This window comes from Pseudomonas sp. E102 (genome assembly GCF_052660185.1).
This window is the reverse complement of sequence record NZ_CP084025.1, coordinates 1652781-1671975: the sequence shown is the minus strand read 5'-3', so window position 1 is coordinate 1671975 and position 19195 is coordinate 1652781. Positions and strand designations below refer to the sequence as shown.

18 protein-coding genes are annotated in these 19195 nt (G+C 61.2%); 7 read left to right on the top strand and 11 right to left on the bottom strand.

The features are described 5' to 3' along the window. Positions 1 to 212 precede the first annotated feature (212 nt). Genes pepN through DOCECA_RS07750 form a run of 6 tightly spaced genes read right to left on the bottom strand, consistent with a single transcriptional unit; the run spans position 213 to position 6747 of the window. A complete protein-coding gene (gene pepN, locus DOCECA_RS07775; RefSeq protein ID WP_445571702.1) occupies positions 213 to 2870 on the bottom strand; it encodes an aminopeptidase N in 2658 nt (885 codons plus the stop codon). A 13-nt stretch (positions 2871 to 2883) separates the two neighbouring features. Next, positions 2884 to 3714: a DUF2797 domain-containing protein gene (locus DOCECA_RS07770; protein WP_434563739.1), complete on the bottom strand. Its 831-nt coding sequence runs from the start codon at positions 3712 to 3714 to the stop codon at positions 2884 to 2886. Further along, complete coding sequence (locus DOCECA_RS07765; RefSeq protein ID WP_420766553.1) at positions 3711 to 3971, bottom strand: YeaC family protein; 261 nt, start codon at positions 3969 to 3971, stop codon at positions 3711 to 3713. The genes DOCECA_RS07770 and DOCECA_RS07765 overlap by 4 nt, the downstream gene beginning before the upstream one ends. A gap of 45 nt (positions 3972 to 4016) precedes the next feature. Continuing rightward, positions 4017 to 4889, bottom strand: a complete 873-nt coding sequence (locus DOCECA_RS07760) for a rhomboid family intramembrane serine protease (protein ID WP_445571701.1) — start codon at positions 4887 to 4889, stop codon at positions 4017 to 4019. Continuing rightward, on the bottom strand, positions 4886 to 5860 hold the full coding sequence (locus tag DOCECA_RS07755) for a metallophosphoesterase (protein WP_420766633.1): 975 nt from the start codon (positions 5858 to 5860) through the stop codon (positions 4886 to 4888). Before DOCECA_RS07755 ends, DOCECA_RS07760 begins: the two co-directional genes overlap by 4 nt. Next, positions 5857 to 6747 carry an NAD(+) kinase gene (locus tag DOCECA_RS07750; RefSeq protein ID WP_003180647.1) on the bottom strand — a complete coding sequence of 297 codons (891 nt, stop codon included), beginning with the start codon at positions 6745 to 6747 and terminating at the stop codon, positions 5857 to 5859. Before DOCECA_RS07750 ends, DOCECA_RS07755 begins: the two co-directional genes overlap by 4 nt. Positions 6748 to 6852: 105 nt before the next feature. Between DOCECA_RS07750 and DOCECA_RS07745 the strand changes: the two genes are divergently transcribed. Further along, on the top strand, positions 6853 to 7803 hold the full coding sequence (locus tag DOCECA_RS07745; RefSeq protein ID WP_445571700.1) for a DUF1853 family protein: 951 nt from the start codon (positions 6853 to 6855) through the stop codon (positions 7801 to 7803). A gap of 149 nt (positions 7804 to 7952) precedes the next feature. On the opposite strand, the gene DOCECA_RS07740 is transcribed toward DOCECA_RS07745, so the two are convergent. Continuing rightward, positions 7953 to 8510 (bottom strand): NADPH-dependent FMN reductase, encoded by a 558-nt coding sequence (locus DOCECA_RS07740; RefSeq protein WP_420766556.1) that lies wholly within the window; start codon positions 8508 to 8510, stop codon positions 7953 to 7955. Between the two features lie 185 nt (positions 8511 to 8695). On the opposite strand from DOCECA_RS07740, the gene DOCECA_RS07735 reads away from it, so the two are divergent. Next, the gene (locus DOCECA_RS07735) at positions 8696 to 8926 is read left to right on the top strand and encodes a hypothetical protein (protein ID WP_420766557.1); all 231 of its coding nucleotides are present in this window, start codon (positions 8696 to 8698) and stop codon (positions 8924 to 8926) included. Positions 8927 to 9012: 86 nt separating this feature from the next. Next, complete coding sequence (locus tag DOCECA_RS07730; protein WP_445571699.1) at positions 9013 to 9906, top strand: LysR substrate-binding domain-containing protein; 894 nt, start codon at positions 9013 to 9015, stop codon at positions 9904 to 9906. Here the strand turns inward: DOCECA_RS07730 and DOCECA_RS07725 are convergent. From DOCECA_RS07725 to DOCECA_RS07710, 4 genes are all read right to left on the bottom strand, one after another. Next, positions 9872 to 10486 (bottom strand): GNAT family N-acetyltransferase, encoded by a 615-nt coding sequence (locus DOCECA_RS07725; RefSeq protein WP_420766559.1) that lies wholly within the window; start codon positions 10484 to 10486, stop codon positions 9872 to 9874. The genes DOCECA_RS07730 and DOCECA_RS07725 overlap by 35 nt on opposite strands. Positions 10487 to 10655: 169 nt before the next feature. Continuing rightward, complete coding sequence (gene dnaQ, locus DOCECA_RS07720) at positions 10656 to 11417, bottom strand: DNA polymerase III subunit epsilon (protein ID WP_445571698.1); 762 nt, start codon at positions 11415 to 11417, stop codon at positions 10656 to 10658. Between the two features lie 225 nt (positions 11418 to 11642). Continuing rightward, positions 11643 to 12095: a ribonuclease HI gene (gene rnhA, locus DOCECA_RS07715; protein WP_420766561.1), complete on the bottom strand. Its 453-nt coding sequence runs from the start codon at positions 12093 to 12095 to the stop codon at positions 11643 to 11645. 86 nt (positions 12096 to 12181) lie between these two features. Further along, positions 12182 to 12940, bottom strand: a complete 759-nt coding sequence (locus tag DOCECA_RS07710) for a class I SAM-dependent methyltransferase (RefSeq protein WP_420766562.1) — start codon at positions 12938 to 12940, stop codon at positions 12182 to 12184. 65 nt (positions 12941 to 13005) lie between these two features. Here DOCECA_RS07710 and gloB point away from each other — a divergent pair, with 65 nt between their 5' ends. The 4 genes from gloB to DOCECA_RS07690 all read left to right on the top strand — a co-directional run bounded on the left by gloB (position 13006) and on the right by DOCECA_RS07690 (position 19195). Continuing rightward, entirely contained in the window at positions 13006 to 13773 is a 768-nt protein-coding gene (gloB, locus tag DOCECA_RS07705) for a hydroxyacylglutathione hydrolase (RefSeq protein ID WP_445571697.1), read from the top strand. A gap of 99 nt (positions 13774 to 13872) precedes the next feature. After that, complete coding sequence (locus tag DOCECA_RS07700) at positions 13873 to 15321, top strand: transglycosylase SLT domain-containing protein (RefSeq protein ID WP_420766564.1); 1449 nt, start codon at positions 13873 to 13875, stop codon at positions 15319 to 15321. Positions 15322 to 15515: 194 nt separating this feature from the next. Further along, complete coding sequence (locus DOCECA_RS07695; protein WP_434611562.1) at positions 15516 to 17345, top strand: extracellular solute-binding protein; 1830 nt, start codon at positions 15516 to 15518, stop codon at positions 17343 to 17345. Further along, positions 17342 to 19195 (top strand): extracellular solute-binding protein, encoded by a 1854-nt coding sequence (locus DOCECA_RS07690; RefSeq protein ID WP_445571696.1) that lies wholly within the window; start codon positions 17342 to 17344, stop codon positions 19193 to 19195. Before DOCECA_RS07695 ends, DOCECA_RS07690 begins: the two co-directional genes overlap by 4 nt.

Genomic DNA, 19195 nt, shown 5'->3' with positions numbered 1-19195 from the left:
TTTTGTTAACCATGGGGATAACGGGAAGGGGTGAATCAGAAGATATTCGTGAGAATGATGACTGTGGCGAGGGAGCTTGCTCCCGCTGGAGGCCGGAGGACTCCCTTTTCCTGGTTCACGCGCCTTCAGTGGCGAAACGAATCAAGAGCAGGCCTGCTTCGCAGGCCAGCGGGAGCAAGCTCCCTCGCCACAAAAGGCAGCGCGAAGCCTGGTCAAGCCAGGCTCTTGCTCACCACTTCAAACACATCGGCCGACAACCCGCCAGACGCCAGGATGCGCTCCAGCTCGGCCTTCATCAGTGCCTGGCGGGCACTGTCGTATTTGCGCCACCGGGTCAGCGGCGCCAGTTGCCGCGAGGCGATCTGCGGGTTGAAACCGTTGAGCTGGATGACCAGATCCGCCAGGAAGCGGTAGCCCGAACCGTCGGCGGCGTGGAAGTTGATCAGGTTCTGCCCGGCGAACGCGCCGATCAACGCCCGCACCTTGTTCGGATTCTTGATGTTGAACGCAGGGTGCTCCATCAGCGCCTTGACCCGCGCCAGGCCACCCGGCAACGGGCTGCCCGCCTGTACGCTGAACCATTGGTCCATGACCAGTGGGTTGCCCTTGAAGTTTTCCGCGAACACTTCCAGGGCGCGAGTCTTCTCGGTTTCGAACGGAGAGTTGACCAGCACCGCCAGCGCCGTGAGGCGCTCGGTCATGTTGTCGGCAGTGTCGAACTGATCGAGCGTCGCGCTCAACACTTGCGGTTTGTCGGTCAGCATCAGGTACGACAGCGCAATGTTCTGCAACGCGCGACGGGCGAAGTGTTCAGCCTCGGCCACGTAAGGCGTGCGCCGGGACAGGTCGCGATTGGCCTCATAGCGCAGCCATAAGGCTTCGAACAGGTCCTGCGCCAATTGCCGGCGGGCAAACTCGCGGGCGACGTGGATCGCCTCGACGTCGGCGATTTCGCTGATTTCGGTCAGGTAGGCTTCGCTTGGCAGCGAGAGCATTTCCGCGACCATCGCCTGATCCAGCGATTCATCCGACAGCACGGTGCGCAATGCGCTGACCAGCCGTGGATCCAGCACCAGGCTCTCGCCCCGCTGGTGCTGGCCGATCAGTTCCTGCAACACCTGCACCGACAACTGCTGGCCGGCATCCCAGCGGTTGAAGCCATCGCTGTCGTGCTGCATCAGGAACATCAGTTGGTCGCGGTCGTATGGGAAGCTCAGTTTCACCGGTGCGGAGAAACCGCGCAGCAACGAAGGCAGAGGCTTCTCGGCGATATCGACGAAGGTGAAGGTCTGCTCGGCTTCGGTCACCGAGATCACCCGGGTCGTGCCGCTGGCCGCCGCTTCGCCGTTCAGGCGTAGGGGCATTTCACCGCCCTGGCTGTCCAACAGGCCCAACTCGACGGGAATCACGAACGGCAGTTTTTCCGCTTTGTCCGGGGTTGGCGGGCAGCTCTGGCGGAAGGTCAGGCTGTAGGTCTTGGCCGCTGCGTCGTAGGACTCGCTCACCACCAGCCGTGGGGTACCGGCCTGGCTATACCAGCGCTTGAACTGGCTCAGGTCGACACCGTTGGCATCTTCCATGGCCTTGATGAAATCGTCGCAGGTTACGGCCTGGCCGTCGTGACGCTCGAAATACAGGTCGCTGCCCTTGCGGAAGCCTTCGGCCCCCAGCAGGGTGTGGATCATGCCGACCACTTCCGAGCCCTTTTCGTACACGGTCAGGGTATAGAAGTTGGAGATCTCGATGAAGCTGTCCGGGCGCACCGGGTGGGCCATTGGCCCCGCGTCCTCGGCAAACTGGTGGGTACGCAGGTACGCCACGTCCTGGATACGCTTGACGGTGGCCGAGTTCATGTCCGCCGAGAAGCCGGCGTCGCGGAACACCGTGAAGCCTTCCTTGAGCGACAACTGGAACCAGTCGCGGCAGGTCACGCGGTTGCCCGACCAGTTATGGAAATATTCGTGGGCAACGATCGCCTCGACCCGCTGGTGCGCGGCGTCGGTGGCGGTTTCGGCACGGGCCAGCACGGCGCTGGAGTTGAAGATATTGAGGCCCTTGTTTTCCATGGCGCCCATGTTGAAGTCGTTGACCGCGACAATCATGAAAATGTCGAGGTCGTATTCGCGACCGTACACCTCTTCGTCCCAGCGCATCGACTTCTTCAAGCTGGTCATGGCGTGCTGGCATTTGTCGATGTTTTCTGGCTCGACGTAGATGCGCAGCGCCACGGTGCGGTCGGTCATGGTGGTGAACGTGTCTTCGACGCACCACAGGTCACCGGCCACCAGTGCAAACAGGTAGGCGGGTTTTTTGAACGGATCTTCCCAGGTCGCCCAGTGCCGACCGTCTTCGCCGGGGCCGCTGGCAATCGGGTTGCCGTTGGACAGCAGCACCGGATAGCTGTGCTGCTCGGCCACCACCGTGGTGGTGAACTTGCTCATCACATCAGGGCGGTCGAGGTAGTAAGTGATCTTGCGGAACCCCTCGGCCTCGCACTGGGTGCAAAACATACTGCCGGATTTATAGAGGCCTTCCAGCGCTGTATTGGTTTCCGGATGGATCCGCACAGTGGTATCGACCGTGAACGCCTGGGCCTTGGGCTGCAAGGTCAGGTGGCTGTCATCGAGCTGGTAGTCGCCCTGCCCCAGGTCGGCGTCGTCGAGCTTGATCGATAGCAATTCCAACTGCTGGCCATCGAGCACCAGCGGCGGCAGTCCGGCACCGCGCTCGGGGTTGCGGCGCATCACCAGTTGCGCATGGACCAGGCTGTGGTCCTCGAACAACTCGAAGGTCAGGTGTGTTTCGTCGATCAGGTACTCGGGGGCCTGATAGTCCTTGAGGTAGATCATCTTCGGTTGTTCGGTGCGCATGGGTCGAATCCTTCTACTGATGCACGGCGAGCTGGTAAGCCGTGTATTTACGAATATTGATCACGCCGGTGTCGAAAATCAGGTATTGGCCCTTGATTCCCAACAGCGTGCCCTCGGCGATCGGGTCCTTGTCCAGGTTGAAGCTGACGATCTTGGCCGGGTATTGCTCCACCGGGTAACGGATCTCGATGGGTTCGACGTCCGCTATGGTCTGGATCGCCTGCAAGCCGAATCGTTCCTGAAGGCCCTGCAAGCCCGGGGCGCAGCTTTCGAAGAGGGAATCGCGGATGGCGGGCAAGTCCACCGCCGCCGCGTCGCCCTTGAGCAAGGCGCGCCAGTTGGTCTTGTCCGCCACCTGGCTGCGGAACAGGTCCTCGACGAACCCCGACTGCTGGCGGGTGGCGACCCGCAGGATCGGCAGCGCCTGGCTCGCACCCTGGTCGAGCCAGCGGGTCGGCAACTGCGTGGCGCGGGTGATGCCGACTTTCACGCCCGACGAATTGGCGAGGTAGACCACGTGATCGGTCATGCAGAACTGCTCGCCCCACGCTGGGTCGCGGCAGGTGCCCGCGTCGAAATGGCAGCGCTCGGGGCTCATGATGCACAGGTCGCACTGGGCCAGCTTGGTCATGCAAGGGTAGCAATAACCCTGGCTGAAACTGGTCTTGGTCCGGCGTCCGCAATGGGTGCAGTGGATCGCACCAAGGTATTGCAGGCGAATCGTGCTGCCGATCAACGGATTGACCGGCACCTCGACGTCACCCAGGCGAAAGGCATATTGAACAGTCGGCCCGTCAAGGCGCGCCGACATCTTGCTGATTGCACCGCGGCCAATCTCGATCAATGGATGGCATCCGACTTGAACAGGATATTGGGCACTTCGATGGCTTTGGACTGGCATTCCTGCGGGCCCATGTAGCCGGTGCGCTCTTCCTCGGGCAGGTTCTGGATTTCCCAGGCGATCATCGCCTGCAGCGACAGCTCGCGCTGCTCGGCGGTGAGCTTGTTGCCATCGGCCCATTTACCGATCTCCACGGCCAACTTCAGGCTGCGGTAGATGTCGGGGGTTATGTTCTGGATCATTTCGTTGAAGGAAGACATGGATTCTCCGCGCAATCGCGCATTTTCAAAAGACACAGGCGCCTGTCAAAGAGACATTTTACGGCGAGCGAACAGCCCGCCCAACAGCCCGGTGAAGCAGCCGACGAGTAGCCCACCGACATGGGCCGCGTTGGCGATCTCGCCGAAACCGATCAGCGAAACCAGCCCGGACAGGCACAGCAGCAACCACACCAGCATCATCACCAGCACCCCTCGGGGCAAATGATAGGCCGGGTTCGGTGCGAGCAGTTGGTAGATCCAGCAATACCCCAGCAGGCCGTACAACACTCCCGACAACCCGCCGAACAGCGTCGGGCCGCTGAAAAAGTACTGGGCGAAATTGGAGACAAGGCTGAACAGCAGCGTCAGCCCCAACAGGTTGATGCCGCCCTGGCGCGCTTCGATCCGCCGCCCCAGCTCCCAATACCACATGCCATTCATGGCGATGTGCAGGAAGCCGAAGTGAATCAGCATCGGCGTCACCAGGCGCCACCACTGCCCCGCCGCCAGGCTATCGGCCAGCGGTGTGAACTGGATGTACTCGCCGACGATGCGAAACTGGAGGAAGGTCAGCCAGCGCAAGGTTTCAAGATTGTCCCCCAGCAGCGTCACGGCACTGACGATCAGGCTCAGCAGCAATACCAGGGCCGTCACCGGACTGCGGGTCAGCTGTTGCACGAACCCGGTTCGCCGGGAAGTGCTGCCCTTGTCCGGCAGTTCCAGCTGTTGCTCGGGATCGCCAGCAGGGAATCGCGCATACAACGAGCGCACGTCTTCGCTGATCTCGTTCGGCACCCAGAGCACCTGCTCACCCGCCTCTTCACTGACGCGATGGGGGACCTGCATGCGTTGCAGCAGTTTGACGAAACCGCTGAGGTCTACCGCCAGGGGCAGGCGCAGGACCGCGACGACGCTCATTGCACCACCTCCGGTCGCTCGACATCGACCCAGACGAACTTGTGCGGATCCAGGCGGGTTTCCTGGTCGAGGCGATACGCAACGAGCTTGCCATAGAGCACCGCGCTGTAGTCCAGGCACGCCAGGTTCGAGCGGATCGGCGCAGGCTTGCCGCTGCGCCAATAATGGCCGACGAACAACATCGGCTGATCGACGCCATAACGCAGCAGGTTGTTTTTTTCATCCGGGGACAATGGCGTGCGGGCCACAGGTTCTGGCAATGCATCAGGCTGGAACACGATGTCGCCGTAGGTCTGCGGGTTGTCTTCCCAGAACTTGGTGCGGAAGAATGCCCGCGTCAGGCCATCGCCACCCGTCAGGGTCATGCCATGGGGCAGGCGCATGTCGGTGCCCCGCAGCAGGCGGTCGAAGACCGTACAGGCGAAACTGCCGGATTCGGCCGACGCCTGGAGAAAATGCTCGTCGACGCAGCCATTCGGAAACAGACCACGCAAGGGTTCGATGAGGCCGGCATCCCAGCAAGCGTGCACGACCCGGAAACGGCCGGCATCGACAAACAACGGCAGCTCATAGAACCATTTGAGGAAATCGCGCCACTCGCCAGGGTGCTGCTCGAACTGGCTCAGCGTCTCGTTGAGCAGGCGGGCATGGCGCGGCGTGTGCTCACGCACGTAGCGCTGGCCGCTGCCCGGCAGTGCCGGGGTGCTCCAACCCAGCGCATTGAATTCGTGGTTGCCCATGATGCACAGCGCCTGGCCGGCCTGCACCATGTCGTGGACGATGTGCAGCGCCTCGCGAATACGCGGGCCACGGTCGATGATATCTCCGAGGAACACAGCCATGCGCGACGGATGCCGCCAGACCCCGCCCTGCTTGTGGTAACCGAGCCGGTCAAGCAGGTGTTCCAGGGTCAAGGCGCATCCGTGCACGTCGCCGATCAGGTCGTAACTGCGCGCGGGATCGAGCATCAGTCGCCTCCACCCCCCAGACGACTGCCCCAGCCGAGCTTGGTCCGGCAGACTTCGTAGTAGTTGTGATCCAACGGGTGGATCAGGCGCAGCTTCTGGGCCTTTTTGCTGACGGTGATGGTGTCACCTGGCGCGCAGGTGAAATGGTTCTGGCCGTCGCATGATACTTGCGGGTAGATCTGCATATCCTTGGACACGACGATTTTCAGTTCACTGTTGCCATCGACCACGATGGGTCGCCCAGACAAGGTATGGGGGTACATGGGCACAATCACAATAGCGTCGAGCTTGGGATGCATGATCGGCCCGCCCGCCGACAGCGCATAGGCGGTGGAACCGGTGGGCGTCGCGACGATCAGGCCGTCGGCCTTCTGGCTGCAGACGAACTGGCCATCAATGTACAGCTCGAATTCGATCATGCGGGTGGACTTGCCGGGGTGCAGCACCACGTCGTTGAGGGCATCGCCTTGGCCGATGGCCTCGGCGTGACGACGGACCTCGGCTTGCAGCAGGAAGCGGTTCTCCACCAGATAATGGCCGTCCAGTACCTCGGCAACCTTGATTTCCAGCTCGTCCGGGCGGATATCGGTGAGGAAGCCAAGGCTGCCACGGTTGATGCCCAGTACCGGAATGTTGTGCCGCGCCAAGGCCCGGGCGGCGCCCAGCAGGCTGCCGTCGCCGCCGACGACGATGACCATGTCGCAGACTTCGCCGAGCATCTTGCGCGACGATGTCTGCAGACCGTGGCCCGGCAGCACTTCGGCGATGGTGTCTTCGAGGATCACATGCAGGTGCCGCTCCAGGAGGAAGCGTTTGAGACGGCGAACGGTGTCCAGCACCTGTGAACTGCCCAGGCGACCGATGATGCCGATATTGCGAAATTGCTCCATGAGGCTCCTGCGAGGGTCTGCGACGGGCGAAAAATACGATTATGGGCGAAAGCGCTCCGTAGACAAAATTCTTTAAGCCTCCAGCGCAACGGCTATGCTCGCAAGATGATCCTGTTCCCTGAGTTGCTGGACCTGCCCCGCCGCCTGCGCCATCCCGAAGTGCGGGATCTGGCGTGGGTGATCGTCGCCCCACCGATGCTCATCGACACCCCTTGGCCCCAGCGTCACCCGCTGGCGGGCAGCGACTGGGTGCAGCAACCCCATCGATTGGAGCATTGGCTTCGCCAACTGGACCGCGACAGCTACCCGCTGCTGCAATGCCTGTCCCAAGGTCGGACGCGGCGCCTGGGCCTGTATTACGAAAGGTTGTGGCAGTTTGCCGTGCAACACGCGCCGGGCATCGAACTGATCGCGGCGAACCTGCCGATCCGTCGCGAAGGCCATACGCTGGGGGAACTGGACCTGCTGCTGCGCGATGGCGAAGGTGTGCACCACCTGGAACTGGCGATCAAGCTGTACCTAGGCCCGCAACAGGGCAACGGCTACGACACTGCGCAATGGCTCGGCCCCGGCTGCCATGACCGTCTCGACCGCAAGCTGGCGCACCTGCGCGAGCACCAACTGCCGATTTCAGCCCGCCCGGAAAGTCGTCAAGCCCTAGCTGCGCTGGGCATCGAATCGTTTCGTCCACACCTATGGCTCGGCGGTTATCTGCTCTACCCCTGGCCCGGCGAGGCCGAACCACCGAGCGGCGCGCACCCCAGGCATTTGCGCGGCCGTTGGCTGCATCAACGTGATTGGCCCGAGTTCATCGGCCAACGGCCTCCGGGCCGCTGGCAGCCCCTGCCCCGCGCCGCCTGGCTGGCCCCGGCCCATTATCCGCCGGACCAGGTCTGGACTGTCGCGCAACTGGACGCCTGGCGAACCGCACTCGACCCCATGGCGCCGGCACAACTGATGGTGCGCCTGACGGAAAATGCCGAGGGCGAATGGGAAGAAGCCGAGCGGGCGTTCCTTGTGGCGAATCTTTGGCCGGATGTGCCGGGCAACGGCTAAGCTTTGAAATGCCCTTCGGGGCACCATCGCGAGCAGGCTCGCTCCCACATTTGGAATGCAGTTTCCTGTGGGAGCGAGCTTGCTCGCGATTGAGGCCGACGCCATCTAAGGGACAACCGCACAACCAACGCCGGCACCGTCAACACAGATCAAAGCTTCTTGTGCTGCTCGACCCACTTGCTATAGCTATCGATGAACTTCTGCAAAAACGGCCTGACCGAATCCGAGAGGTTGCCCGCTTCGTCGAACGCGGTCCCCGCGCCACTCAGGTAGGCTTCCGGTTGTTGCATGCAGGGCACATCGAGAAACACCAGGGATTGGCGCAGATGATGGTTGGCGCCGAAACCACCCATCGCACCGGGTGAAGCGCTGATCACCGCGCCTGGCTTGCCACTCAGGCAACTCTGGCCGTAAGGGCGCGAGCCAACGTCGATGGCGTTTTTCAGAGGGGCCGGCACCGAGCGGTTGTATTCCGGGGTTACGAACAGCAGCGCGTCGGCGGCGCCTACTTGCTCGCGAAACCTGGCGTAGGCTTGGGGCGGTGTCACGTCAATGTCTTCGTTGTACAGCGGCAGTTCGCCTATCTCGACGATATTCAGCTTGAGGTTGGTTGGCGCCAGCTCCGCCAACGCCAGCGCAATCTTGCGGTTGATCGACGCCTTGCGCAGGCTGCCCACCAAAACGGCAACGTTGTAGACATTACTCATCAGAGGTTCTCGATTGTCGGCTCATAGGAAGCCTGTAGTTATAGATGATCGGCACGACAATTGGACCAATGGAGCGTCGAAAACCTGCCGCACGGACTATTTTTTTCTTGTAGGAAAACTTACCGCGCTCGGCAAAGGTCTACAGAACCGCAAATCGAGTGATCTATTTCCAGAGGTTCTAAGCAATGGCAACAGTACTTGTCGGACAGTTTCATGCGCGGGACGCTGAAGGACGCGTCTATTCTGTGCATGAATTCCAAGAATCAGACCCGTCCCAGGACGGCATTGGCAAGGATGTCATCACCTATAAGCTGGCCATTGGCGATCGAGTCAGCAAGTTGGATGAGGAGAAATTTCTCCTGGTGCAGTCCGGCATCGAACTGATCCGCGAACCCGAACCGCAAATAGCGCTGTAACCCGGTTTCTTGAGCAGAAGTCGCACCCGTAATTGGGTTAGGATTCAGCCTCCCAATGGCTTACCTGCCTAAAACGGACTTCTTGCATGCGTTTACGCCACATCGAAGTGATCCAGGCGCTGCTGCAGACCGGCCACCTCGCAACCGCGGCCGAATGGCTGCAATTGCCGGTGGCCGAAGTCGAGTCGATCCTGCGCAATGCAGAAGCCCAGCTCGGTTTCATGCTGTTTGCCAGCGTTCGCGGACGATTGCAGGCCACCCGCGAAACCCTGGAGTTGCGCGAAGGCATTACGCAGCTTTACGACACCCTCGAGCCAATACAGCGGCTGGCCAGCAGCTTGAAACATCATCAGGCGCCGCCCCTGCGCATCATCTGCACCCCGCCGCTGGCGCAACAGTTGCTGCCCCTGGGCATCGCCGCCCTGCGTCGGCGCCATCCGGATGCGCCTTGCACCCTGCTCAGCGAACCAACCCGCGAAATCGTCAAGAGCCTGTTGCTGCGTGAAAGCGACTTGGGCCTGAGCCTGCACGATCCGGAACACCCGGACATCCACTGCCAAACAATCGCCCAAGGCAAATTGCAATTGCTGGCGCCCCACGGCTGGCTGCAACCTCGGCAGAAATACATTTCAATACAGGACTTGGCGGGCCAGTCGCTGGTGGGGCTTGATGGTCATGACCCGCTGAGCCTGGCATTCGACCACAAGCTCGCGGCGCTGCGCCCCGCACCGGTGATCCAGATTCGTGTGCAGACGCACCAGATGATGCGCGCGATGGTCGAAGCCGGCGAAGGCCTCGCCATCGTCGATCCATTCACCGCCTCGGGCGCCAAGGGCAGCGGGCTGGATATCTGCCCGGTGTCACCAGCCGTTCCGATCTGCCTTTACGCACTGAGCCTGAACGGTGTGCAGCCCTCGCCGACGGTCCAAGCGCTGCTGGAACGAATTACGGAACAAGCCGAGGCGTTGCTGAACCACTGATCGTCATGCCCAGCGGATCGTCGAACAACCGGTACCAGAACAGCGCCACCTCGGCGGTATGCCGATCGATGCCGCGATAGCGCAAATGATCGATCCCGCCGAGCACGTAGCCGCAACGTTCGTAGAGACGGCAGGCACCCAGGTTATTGTTCTGGGTTTCCAACATGATGCCCGGCAGTTTTTTCTTGCGGCTCCAGAACTGGGCCACGTCCAACAGTGCCTTGGCCACCCCATGCCGGCGAGCCGGGGCATGCACCGCCAACTCATCGATATGGGCATAGCCATTCCAGTTGGTGCTGATCACCAGGTGACCCACTGGCTGGTCGTCCAGGTAGGCCATGAAGATTTCGCTGTCGGGGGCATCCCGGAAACTGGCGAATTCTTCAGGATCGATACCGTAGCACTTGCGGTAGGGAACGATCGGCGTCACCGGCCATTGGCTCACCGGCCGGCCGATCTGCGGCGTACCGTAGGCGCTGACGTCAAAACTGAAATCACTCCCCCAGACATACACGGCAAAGCCGTCGTCGACGACGCGTACCGAGAGGCCGGGATGCTTGGGATTCTTGACCGGTTGCATACAGGGAAAGGTCCTCATTCCTTGAGGCAATCAACGGCACAGTGCCATCCATTGCCCTTGCCTCTCGAATCTTTACACATCAAGCGGGTATCCATGGCCTGCCTTGCTTCAGGTTAGAAGGTACTGGCGATTGTCGCGGGAAATGATCGGTATGAACCGTGGATCCGGATCAATTCGCGGCGGCCTGCGCCTCAGCCAGTTGCGTCCACAATGCCGGGGCGCCCGCGGACTTGGCGATCGCTTCCAGACGCGCGGCATGTTCGGCCAGGTCGCTTTCGCTGGCGCGGATGATCAGGGCCGGCTTGCGGTCCGCGGGCAAGCGACGGATTTCGGTCGCCTGGTTGCCCGAACCTTCGCCGGTACCGTTGCCGTCCGAGGCGTTACCGGCCAGGGACAGGCTGGTCTGCCCGCCGGTCATGGTCAGGTAGACGTCGGCAAGGATTTCGGAGTCGAGCAAGGCGCCGTGCAGCTCACGGCCGGAGTTGTCGACGCCGTAGCGCTTGCACAAGGCGTCAAGACTGTTGCGCTGCCCCGGATGCCGTTCCCGGGCCATCATCAACGTGTCGAGAATGGTGCAGTGCTGGGTGATATCGGCGCGGTCGTGCTGGCCCAACAGGGCGAATTCATTGTTGATGAACCCGACGTCGAACGCCGCGTTATGAATGATCAGCTGGGCGCCCTGGATAAACTCGAAGAATTCATCGGCCACCTCGGCGAAACGCGGCTTGCCCACCAAAAATTCATTGGTGATGCCGTGCACGCCAATGGCACCCTCGTCACTTTCGCGGTCCGGTTGCAGGTAAACGTGGAAATGACGGCCGGTCAGGCGCCGACCCATCAGCTCGACACAGCCGATTTCAATAATCCGGTGACCGTCGGTCACCGGCATGCCGGTGGTTTCGGTATCCAGTACTACAGATCTGTTGGCCATCAGTGTTCAATTCTCAACGGGCAGTCTTGCAAAAGCGCGGATCTTACCATGCTATGAGGTGGGATTAGCCTGGGACCGCTTTTGTGGCGAGGGAGCTTGCTCCCACTAGGTTGCGCAGCGACCGCCGAAAGGGGCCTGCTTCGCCCGAGGCGCCGGACCGGTCCAGCGGGAGCAAGCTCCCTCGCCACGATTATTTCCATTTGCCAAAAATCAGATCCGGCCGGATCAGGACTGCTTGTAGCCGCGCACCTCATCCACTCCTCGATTGGCCAACTGGTCGGCCCGTTCGTTTCCGTGGTGACCAATGTGGCCACGTACCCATTTCCAGGTGACGTTGTGGCGGTTGACCTGCTCGTCCAGCAATTTCCAGAGGTCGGCGTTCTTGACCGGTTCTTTCGCCGCCGTCTTCCAGCCGCGCTTCTTCCAGTTCGCCATCCACTCGTTGATGCCTTTCATTACATACTGCGAGTCGGTCACCAGCAGCACGTCGCAAGGACGCTTGAGCTCTTCCAACCCCCGAATGGCGCCCATCAGCTCCATGCGGTTGTTGGTGGTATTGGCTTCGCCGCCCCAGAGCTCCTTTTCCACGCCCTTGCACACCAGCAATGCACCCCAGCCACCCGGGCCAGGGTTGCCCTTGCAGGCGCCATCAGTGAAGAGTTCCACGCTATCGCTCATGCCAATCAATCCAAAAAACAAAAGGCCGCCGCCCAGGGCCGATCAGCGCCCGGAGCCGGATACGGCCAGAACCATCGATAAAGGGATTACGGCTCGATGTGGCGACGGTTGACCTTGGCCATCGGCAAGGGAATCAGCTTGCCCATCGGCTCGCGTCGCGCCTGACGCACCGGGCGCAGCCCGACCGCGATCTTGCGCGCCACCAATAAATAGAAGCCGCCACCGGACAATTGCCAGTCACCCGCCTTGCGCTCCCAGCCAGCCAATCGGGCCTGCCACTTGGGCGACGCAAGCGGCGGACGATAGCACCCGAAGCGGCGTTTCTCCAGCGCGAAACCCAGCAGGTTGAGCCAGTCGCCGACCCGCGAGGCCGAAATGCAACGGGCCTGGCGCAGCGCATCGCTGGCAAATACGTGGCGCAATCCCCAACTGCTCCAGGGGTTGATGCCGATGATCAACAGATGCCCACCGGGCCGCACGCTGCTGGCGGCTTCGCGCAACAGCCCATGGGGCGACAGGCAGAAATCCAGGCCGTGCTGCATCACCACCACATCGGCGGCATGCTCGCTCAAGGGCCAGGCCTGCTCCTCGCAAACGATCTCGACGCCCGGCAACGGCGCCCCCAAGCGCACGTTGCGCTGGACCTGAGGCGCCGACGGTGGCGTTTGCGCCGAAGGACCGTAATGCACCAGATAGCCGCCAAAGAACCGGCCCAACTCGTCTTCGAGCATGCGGCGTTCTTCTTCCAGCAGAAATTGCCCGACAGGGCCGGACAGCCACTCACGGGCAGAGCTGATCAATGCCAGCCAGTCAGGATCGGCCTGAGCGAACGCTTCATCGGTCATTGCATTCTCCAACGCGTCAGGAAGTTCTAAGATGCGCCTTTGTTTTGAGCTTGGCGAATTCGACGATGATACAGATCACTGCCCTGCCCGCGTTTAACGATAACTACATTTGGTTGTTACAAGACCACTCGACGCAGACTTGCGCCGTGGTCGATCCAGGCGACGCCGCGCCAGTGCAGGGGTGGCTCGAGGCTCATCCCGACTGGGTCTTGAGCGACATCCTGGTCACCCACCATCACCACGATCATGTCGGCGGTGTCGCCGCGCTGAAAAGCGCGACCGGCGCCACCGTCTACGGCCCGGCCAGCGAAAACATCCCGGCGCGAGACATCGCCCTTCACGACCACGCGAAAGTCAATGTGCTGGGCCTGGACTTCGATGTTTATGCGGTTCCCGGGCACACATTGGGGCATATCGCCTACTACCACCGTGGCCTGCTGTTCTGTGGCGACACGCTGTTCGCCGCCGGTTGCGGACGGCTTTTCGAGGGCACGCCCGAACAGATGCACCACTCCCTGGGCCGCCTCGCCGCGCTCCCTGAAGATACGCTTGTCTACTGCACCCATGAATACACCTTGAGCAATCTGAAATTCGCCGCCGCGGTCGAGCCGTCCAACCCAGACGTTGCCGCCCGCCTGGAGAAAGTCACCCAGCAGCGCAACCAGGGCATCATCACCCTGCCCTCGACCCTGGCTCTGGAAAAACTCACCAATCCGTTTTTGCGCACCGCTGAAACATCCGTTAAACAAAAAGCAGACGAACGGAACGGTCAACCCAACCAGACGGCGAGTGAGGTTTTTGCGGCCTTGAGGGCCTGGAAAGATAAGTTCTAAGGCAGCTACCGATTGATACAAAAATTCTGAATGGTTGACCTGCTGGGGTGCGCTTCCTAGAATCGGCCGACATTTTTGCCCGGAACTTACTTCCAGCCAATGTCGTCATCTATTCGCAGGTCCGTCCAGTCAGACACACTGACCCGCTTGGCCCAGGCCATCGCGGTGGCAGTGTCCGCCACGCTGGCGGGCTGTCAGAGCACCGGCCAGGTGCCACAGAGCGATGCTGCGCATAAGCCGAATGTCGCCGCGCGGGCCAAGCAAAAACCTGTGTGGCTCACGGAAAAGCCTACCCCCCAGGTGCCCCAGGATGTGTGGGAACGCATGCGCCAGGGCTTCCAGCTCCAGGAAACCGCCGGCGTCAACCCGCGCATCGAGCAGCAGCGTTTGTGGTTCGCCAGCAACCCTTCATTCCTGGAAAATGCCGGCGAGCGCGGCAGCTTATATATCCACTACATCGTCGAGCGTCTTGAAGAACGCAACATGCCGCTGGAGCTGGCGCTGTTGCCGGTGATCGAAAGCGCTTACAACCCCATGGCCTATTCCCGGGCCAATGCAGTGGGACTGTGGCAATTCATCCCTTCCACCGGGCGTTATTTCAACCTGCGCCAGACCCGCTTCTACGACGGCCGTCGTGACATTACCGCGTCCACCACCGCCGCGATGGACTACCTGACGCGCCTGCACGACATGTTCAACGGTGACTGGTTGCTGGCACTGGCGGCCTATAACGCTGGTGAAGGCACGGTCAGCCGCGCCATCGAGCGCAACGAGAAGCTTGGCCTGCCCACCGACTACTGGAACCTGCCGCTGCCCAGCGAAACACAGGCCTACGTGCCCAAGCTGCTCGCGCTGTCCCAGGTCGTGTTGGCTCCGGACGCCTATGGCGTGAACCTCAACCCGATCGCCAACGAGCCGTACTTCCAGGTCGTCGAGATCAACCAGCGCATGGACCTGTCGAAGGTCGCGGCGGTGGCGAACATCGACGAGGACGAGCTGTTCCAGCTCAACCCGGCCTTCAAGCAGCGCACCACCATCGACGGCCCGCAGCACCTGCTGGTGCCGACCTCCAAGGCGCAACTGCTGACCGCCAGCCTGTCGACCATGCGCCCGGAAGAACTGATCAGCCCTCGCTCGCTCAAGCCAGTCTTCGAGACCGCCGATGACAGCGAAGTGGAAGGCGCAAGGCGCACCTACCGCGTCAAGCGCGGCGACAACCTGGCCCAGATCGCCAAGGCCAACAAGGTCCAGACCAAGGACTTGCAGCGCTGGAACAAGCTCAGCGGCAACAAGCTCAAGGTCGGTCAAACGTTGGTGATGCAGGACGTCAAGGCCACCAAGGCCCGCGGCAAGCGCATCAACACCGTCGTGGCCGCCAAGGGCAAGGAACAAAAGAAGCAGACCCAATACAAGGTCAAGCAGGGTGACTCGCTGTACGTCGTCGCCAAGCGCTTCAATGTCGAAATGCAGCACCTCAAGCGCTGGAACCCGCGCATGGGCAAGGCGCTCAAGCCTGGGCAGATGTTGACGGTCTATTCCCCGCACTAAGCTTATCGATGGCTGAAGGGCTGTGCCCGAGCAGCATTCGTGGCGAGGAAGCTTGCTCCCTCGCCACGAATGCATGCTCGCCCCGGCTTCGCCTAATCTGAGAGGCTTTGGCCCACCGCCTTTTTCCCGCCCATACAAGCTGTTACTGTACAGGCCATAAATGCCCAAGCCGCCTGGATCGGATCCCAGACTTGATACGCCCCCTCCTCCTGCTCCTGATCAGCCTGGCATCGAGCCCTGCCGCCGACGCTACCATCAGCGAAAGCCATGGCTATGCGCAGTTCGGCACGCTGAAATACCCGGCCCGGTTCACCCACTTCGACTGGGTCAACCCGCAAGCGCCCAAGGGCGGCACCTTGCGGATCATGGCGTTTGGCACCTTCGATACCCTCAATCCCTATACATTCAAGGGCAGCAGCCCGGTTTCCACGCCGAACTTCCTGCAATACGGCATCAATGAGCTGAACGAACCGCTCATGGTAGGCACTGGCCAATATGCGCCCTCAGGGGATGAGCCAACGTCGAGTTACGGCTTGATCGCCCAGTCGGTGGAGTACAGCGAGGACCGCAGCTGGGTGGTGTTCAACCTGCGGCCCGAAGCGCGCTTTCATGATGGCGTGCCGATCACTGCCTATGACGTAGCGTTTTCCTACCGAACGCTGCTCAAAGATGGCCATCCGCAATACCGGACCAATTTGCAGGAAGTGCTGCGGGTGGATGTCCTCAACCCGCTGAGAATCCGCTTCGTGTTCAAGCGCTCGGGCAATCCGCTGCTGATCCTGCGCCTGGGTGAGCTGCCGGTGTTGCCGCAGCATTATTGGAAAGACCGCGATTTCAAGGCGACCACCTTCGAGCCGCCGTTGGGCAGCGGGCCTTATCGCATCACCAAAGTGCAGCCAGGTCGCCAATTGGTGTTCGAGCGAGTCAAGGACTACTGGGGCAAGGATCTGCCGGTCAATCGTGGCAAGTACAACGTCGATCGAATGGAAGTGGATTTCTACCGAGACAGCGGCGTCGCCTTCGAAGCCTTCAAGGCCGGTGAGTTTGACATCTACATCGAGCACCAGGCCAAGAACTGGGCCAACGGGTACAACTTTCCGGCGGTGAACCGTGGCGATGTGATCAAGGCGCAGATTCCCCACCAGATTCCGACCCAGACCCAGGGCCTGTTCATGAACACCCGGCGCGCCACCTTCGGCGAGGTCAAGGTCCGAGAAGCCCTGGGGTTGATGTTCGATTTCGAATGGACCAACCGCACCCTGTTCAGCGGCGCGTACAAACGAACCCTCAGCTATTACCCCAACAGCGAATTCTCCGCCACTGGCCTGCCCGTCGGCCACGAGTGGCTGTTGCTCAAACCTTACCGTGAACAACTGCCCCCTCGATTACTGACCGAGCCCTTCAGCCTGCCCCAAACCGACGGGCGCGGCATTCCCCGGGAAACCCTGCGCAGGGCCCTTGGCCTGCTGAAGGAAGCCGGCTGGACCCTCAACGGCCAGCACCTGCTCAACGCCGCCGGCCAACCCCTGCGCTTCGAGATCCTGCTGGTCAACCCGAACCTGGAGCGCATCCTGCAGCCCTACGTCGAAAACCTGGCCAGCATTGGCATCCAGGCCCGAGTGCGCACAGTGGATCGTGCCCAGTACAAGCAGCGATTGGACCAGTTCGACTTCGACATGATTTTGCTGACCCTGGGCCAGACCCTCAGCCCGGGCCTTGAACAATGGCAGTATTTCCACTCCAGCCAGGTCGGGATCAAGGGCAGCAAGAACTACGCAGGGATCGCCAATCCGGTGGTTGACCATCTGCTGGAAAAACTGCTCTCCGCCCAGACCCGCGACGAACAAGTCGCCGCCGGCAAGGCCCTGGACCGGGTCCTGCTGTGGCAGCATTACTGCATTCCCAACTGGTATATCAATTACCATCGCCTGGCGTATCGCAACCGGTTCGCCTTTGTCACCACGCCGCCCTACACCCTGGGCCTGAGCGCGTGGTGGCTGAAATCTTCGGAGAAAGATCAATGAAGCCTCTACGCGCCCTGCTTCTGCAGGCCGGCAGTTTGTTATTCGCCGGGCTGGCCTGCGCCGCGCCGCAGCACGCCGTGACCTTGTACAACGAGCCACCAAAGTACCCGGCCAATTTCAAGCATTTCGACTACGTGAACCCCGATGCCCCCAAGGGCGGAATATTCCGTCAGGGTGGCTTTGGCAGCTTCGACAGCCTCAACCCATTCATCAGCAAAGGCGTACCTGCCGATGACATCGGCCTGATCTACGACACCTTGGCCAAGCAAGGCCTGGATGAGCCCTTCACCGAATACGGCCTGGTCGCGGAAAAAATCGAGAAAGCGCCGGACAACGGCTGGGTGCGCTTTTACCTGCGCCCCGAAGCGCGCTTCAACGACGGCCACCCCATGCGCGCCGAAGATGTCGTGTTCAGCTTCGAGACCCTGACCAAGGATGGCGCGCCGATGTTCCGCGGCTATTACAACGATGTGGCCGAGGTCATCGCCGAAGACCCACTCAAGGTTCTGTTCAAGTTCAAGCACACCCATAACCGTGAACTGCCGCTGATCCTCGGCCAACTGCCGGTATTGCCCAAGCATTGGTGGGCCAGCCGCGATTTCAGCAAGGGCAACCTGGAAATTCCCCTGGGCAGCGGGCCCTACAAGGTCACCGAAGTAAAGGCCGGACGTTCGATCCGCTATGAGCGGGTGAAGGATTATTGGGGCAAGGACCTGCCGGTGAACCGCGGTTTCTATAACTTCGACGTATTGACCACCGACTATTACCGCGACAACACCGTGGCGGTGGAAGCCCTCAAGGCCGGACAGTTCGATTACTGGCTGGAAATGACCGCGAAGAACTGGGCCAACGCCTACAACATCCCCGCCGTGACCGAAGGCCGCCTGATCAAGGAACAGATTCCCAACGGCAACCCTACGGGCATGCAAGGCTTCATCTTCAACCTGCGCCGCCCGGTGTTCCAGGATGTACGGGTGCGCCAGGCCCTGAGCCTGCTGTTGGACTTCGAATGGACCAACAAGCAGTTGTTCAACGGTGCCTACGCCCGCACCCGCAGCTATTTCGAGAATTCGGAAATGGCCGCCACCGGGTTGCCCGGCGAAGACGAGCTGAAGATTCTCGAACCCTTGCGCGGCAAGATTCCCGAGCAAGTCTTCACCGAAGCCTTCCAACCTTCGGTCTGCGACGGCAGCGGCATGATCCGCGACCAGCAACGCAAGGCCTATCAGCTGTTGCAGGAAGCCGGCTGGCGCATCGTCGATGACAAGATGGTCGATGCCCAAGGTAAGCCGGTGGTGCTGGAGTTCCTGCTGGCCCAGACCGAATTCGAACGGATCCTGCTGCCGTTCAAACGCAACCTGAGTGACCTGGGCATTGAACTTGTGATCCGCCGCGTCGACGTGTCGCAATACATCACCCGCGTGCGTTCGCGGGACTTCGATATGGTGGTGGGCAGCTTTCCGCAATCCAGCTCGCCAGGAAACGAGCAGCGCGAATTCTGGATGTCGGCCGCTGCGGACAAACCCGGCAGCCGCAACACCATGGGCCTCAAGGACCCTGCCGTGGACCAACTGGTGGAACAGTTGATCAACGCTGACTCGCGCAAGAGCCTGGTGGCCCATGCCCGGGCGTTGGACCGGGTCCTGCAATGGGGCTATTACGTAATTCCCAACTGGCACATCAAGACCTGGCGCGTGGCCTACTGGAACCACATCGGCCACCCGAAAGCCACGCCGACCTATGACATCGGCACCACTACATGGTGGGTCAAGCCGGAGGTCAAGCCAGCCGATGAGGTAGAAAAGCAGGTCATTGAGCAGCAAATCGCCGCTCCCGAGAGTGTGGAGTAA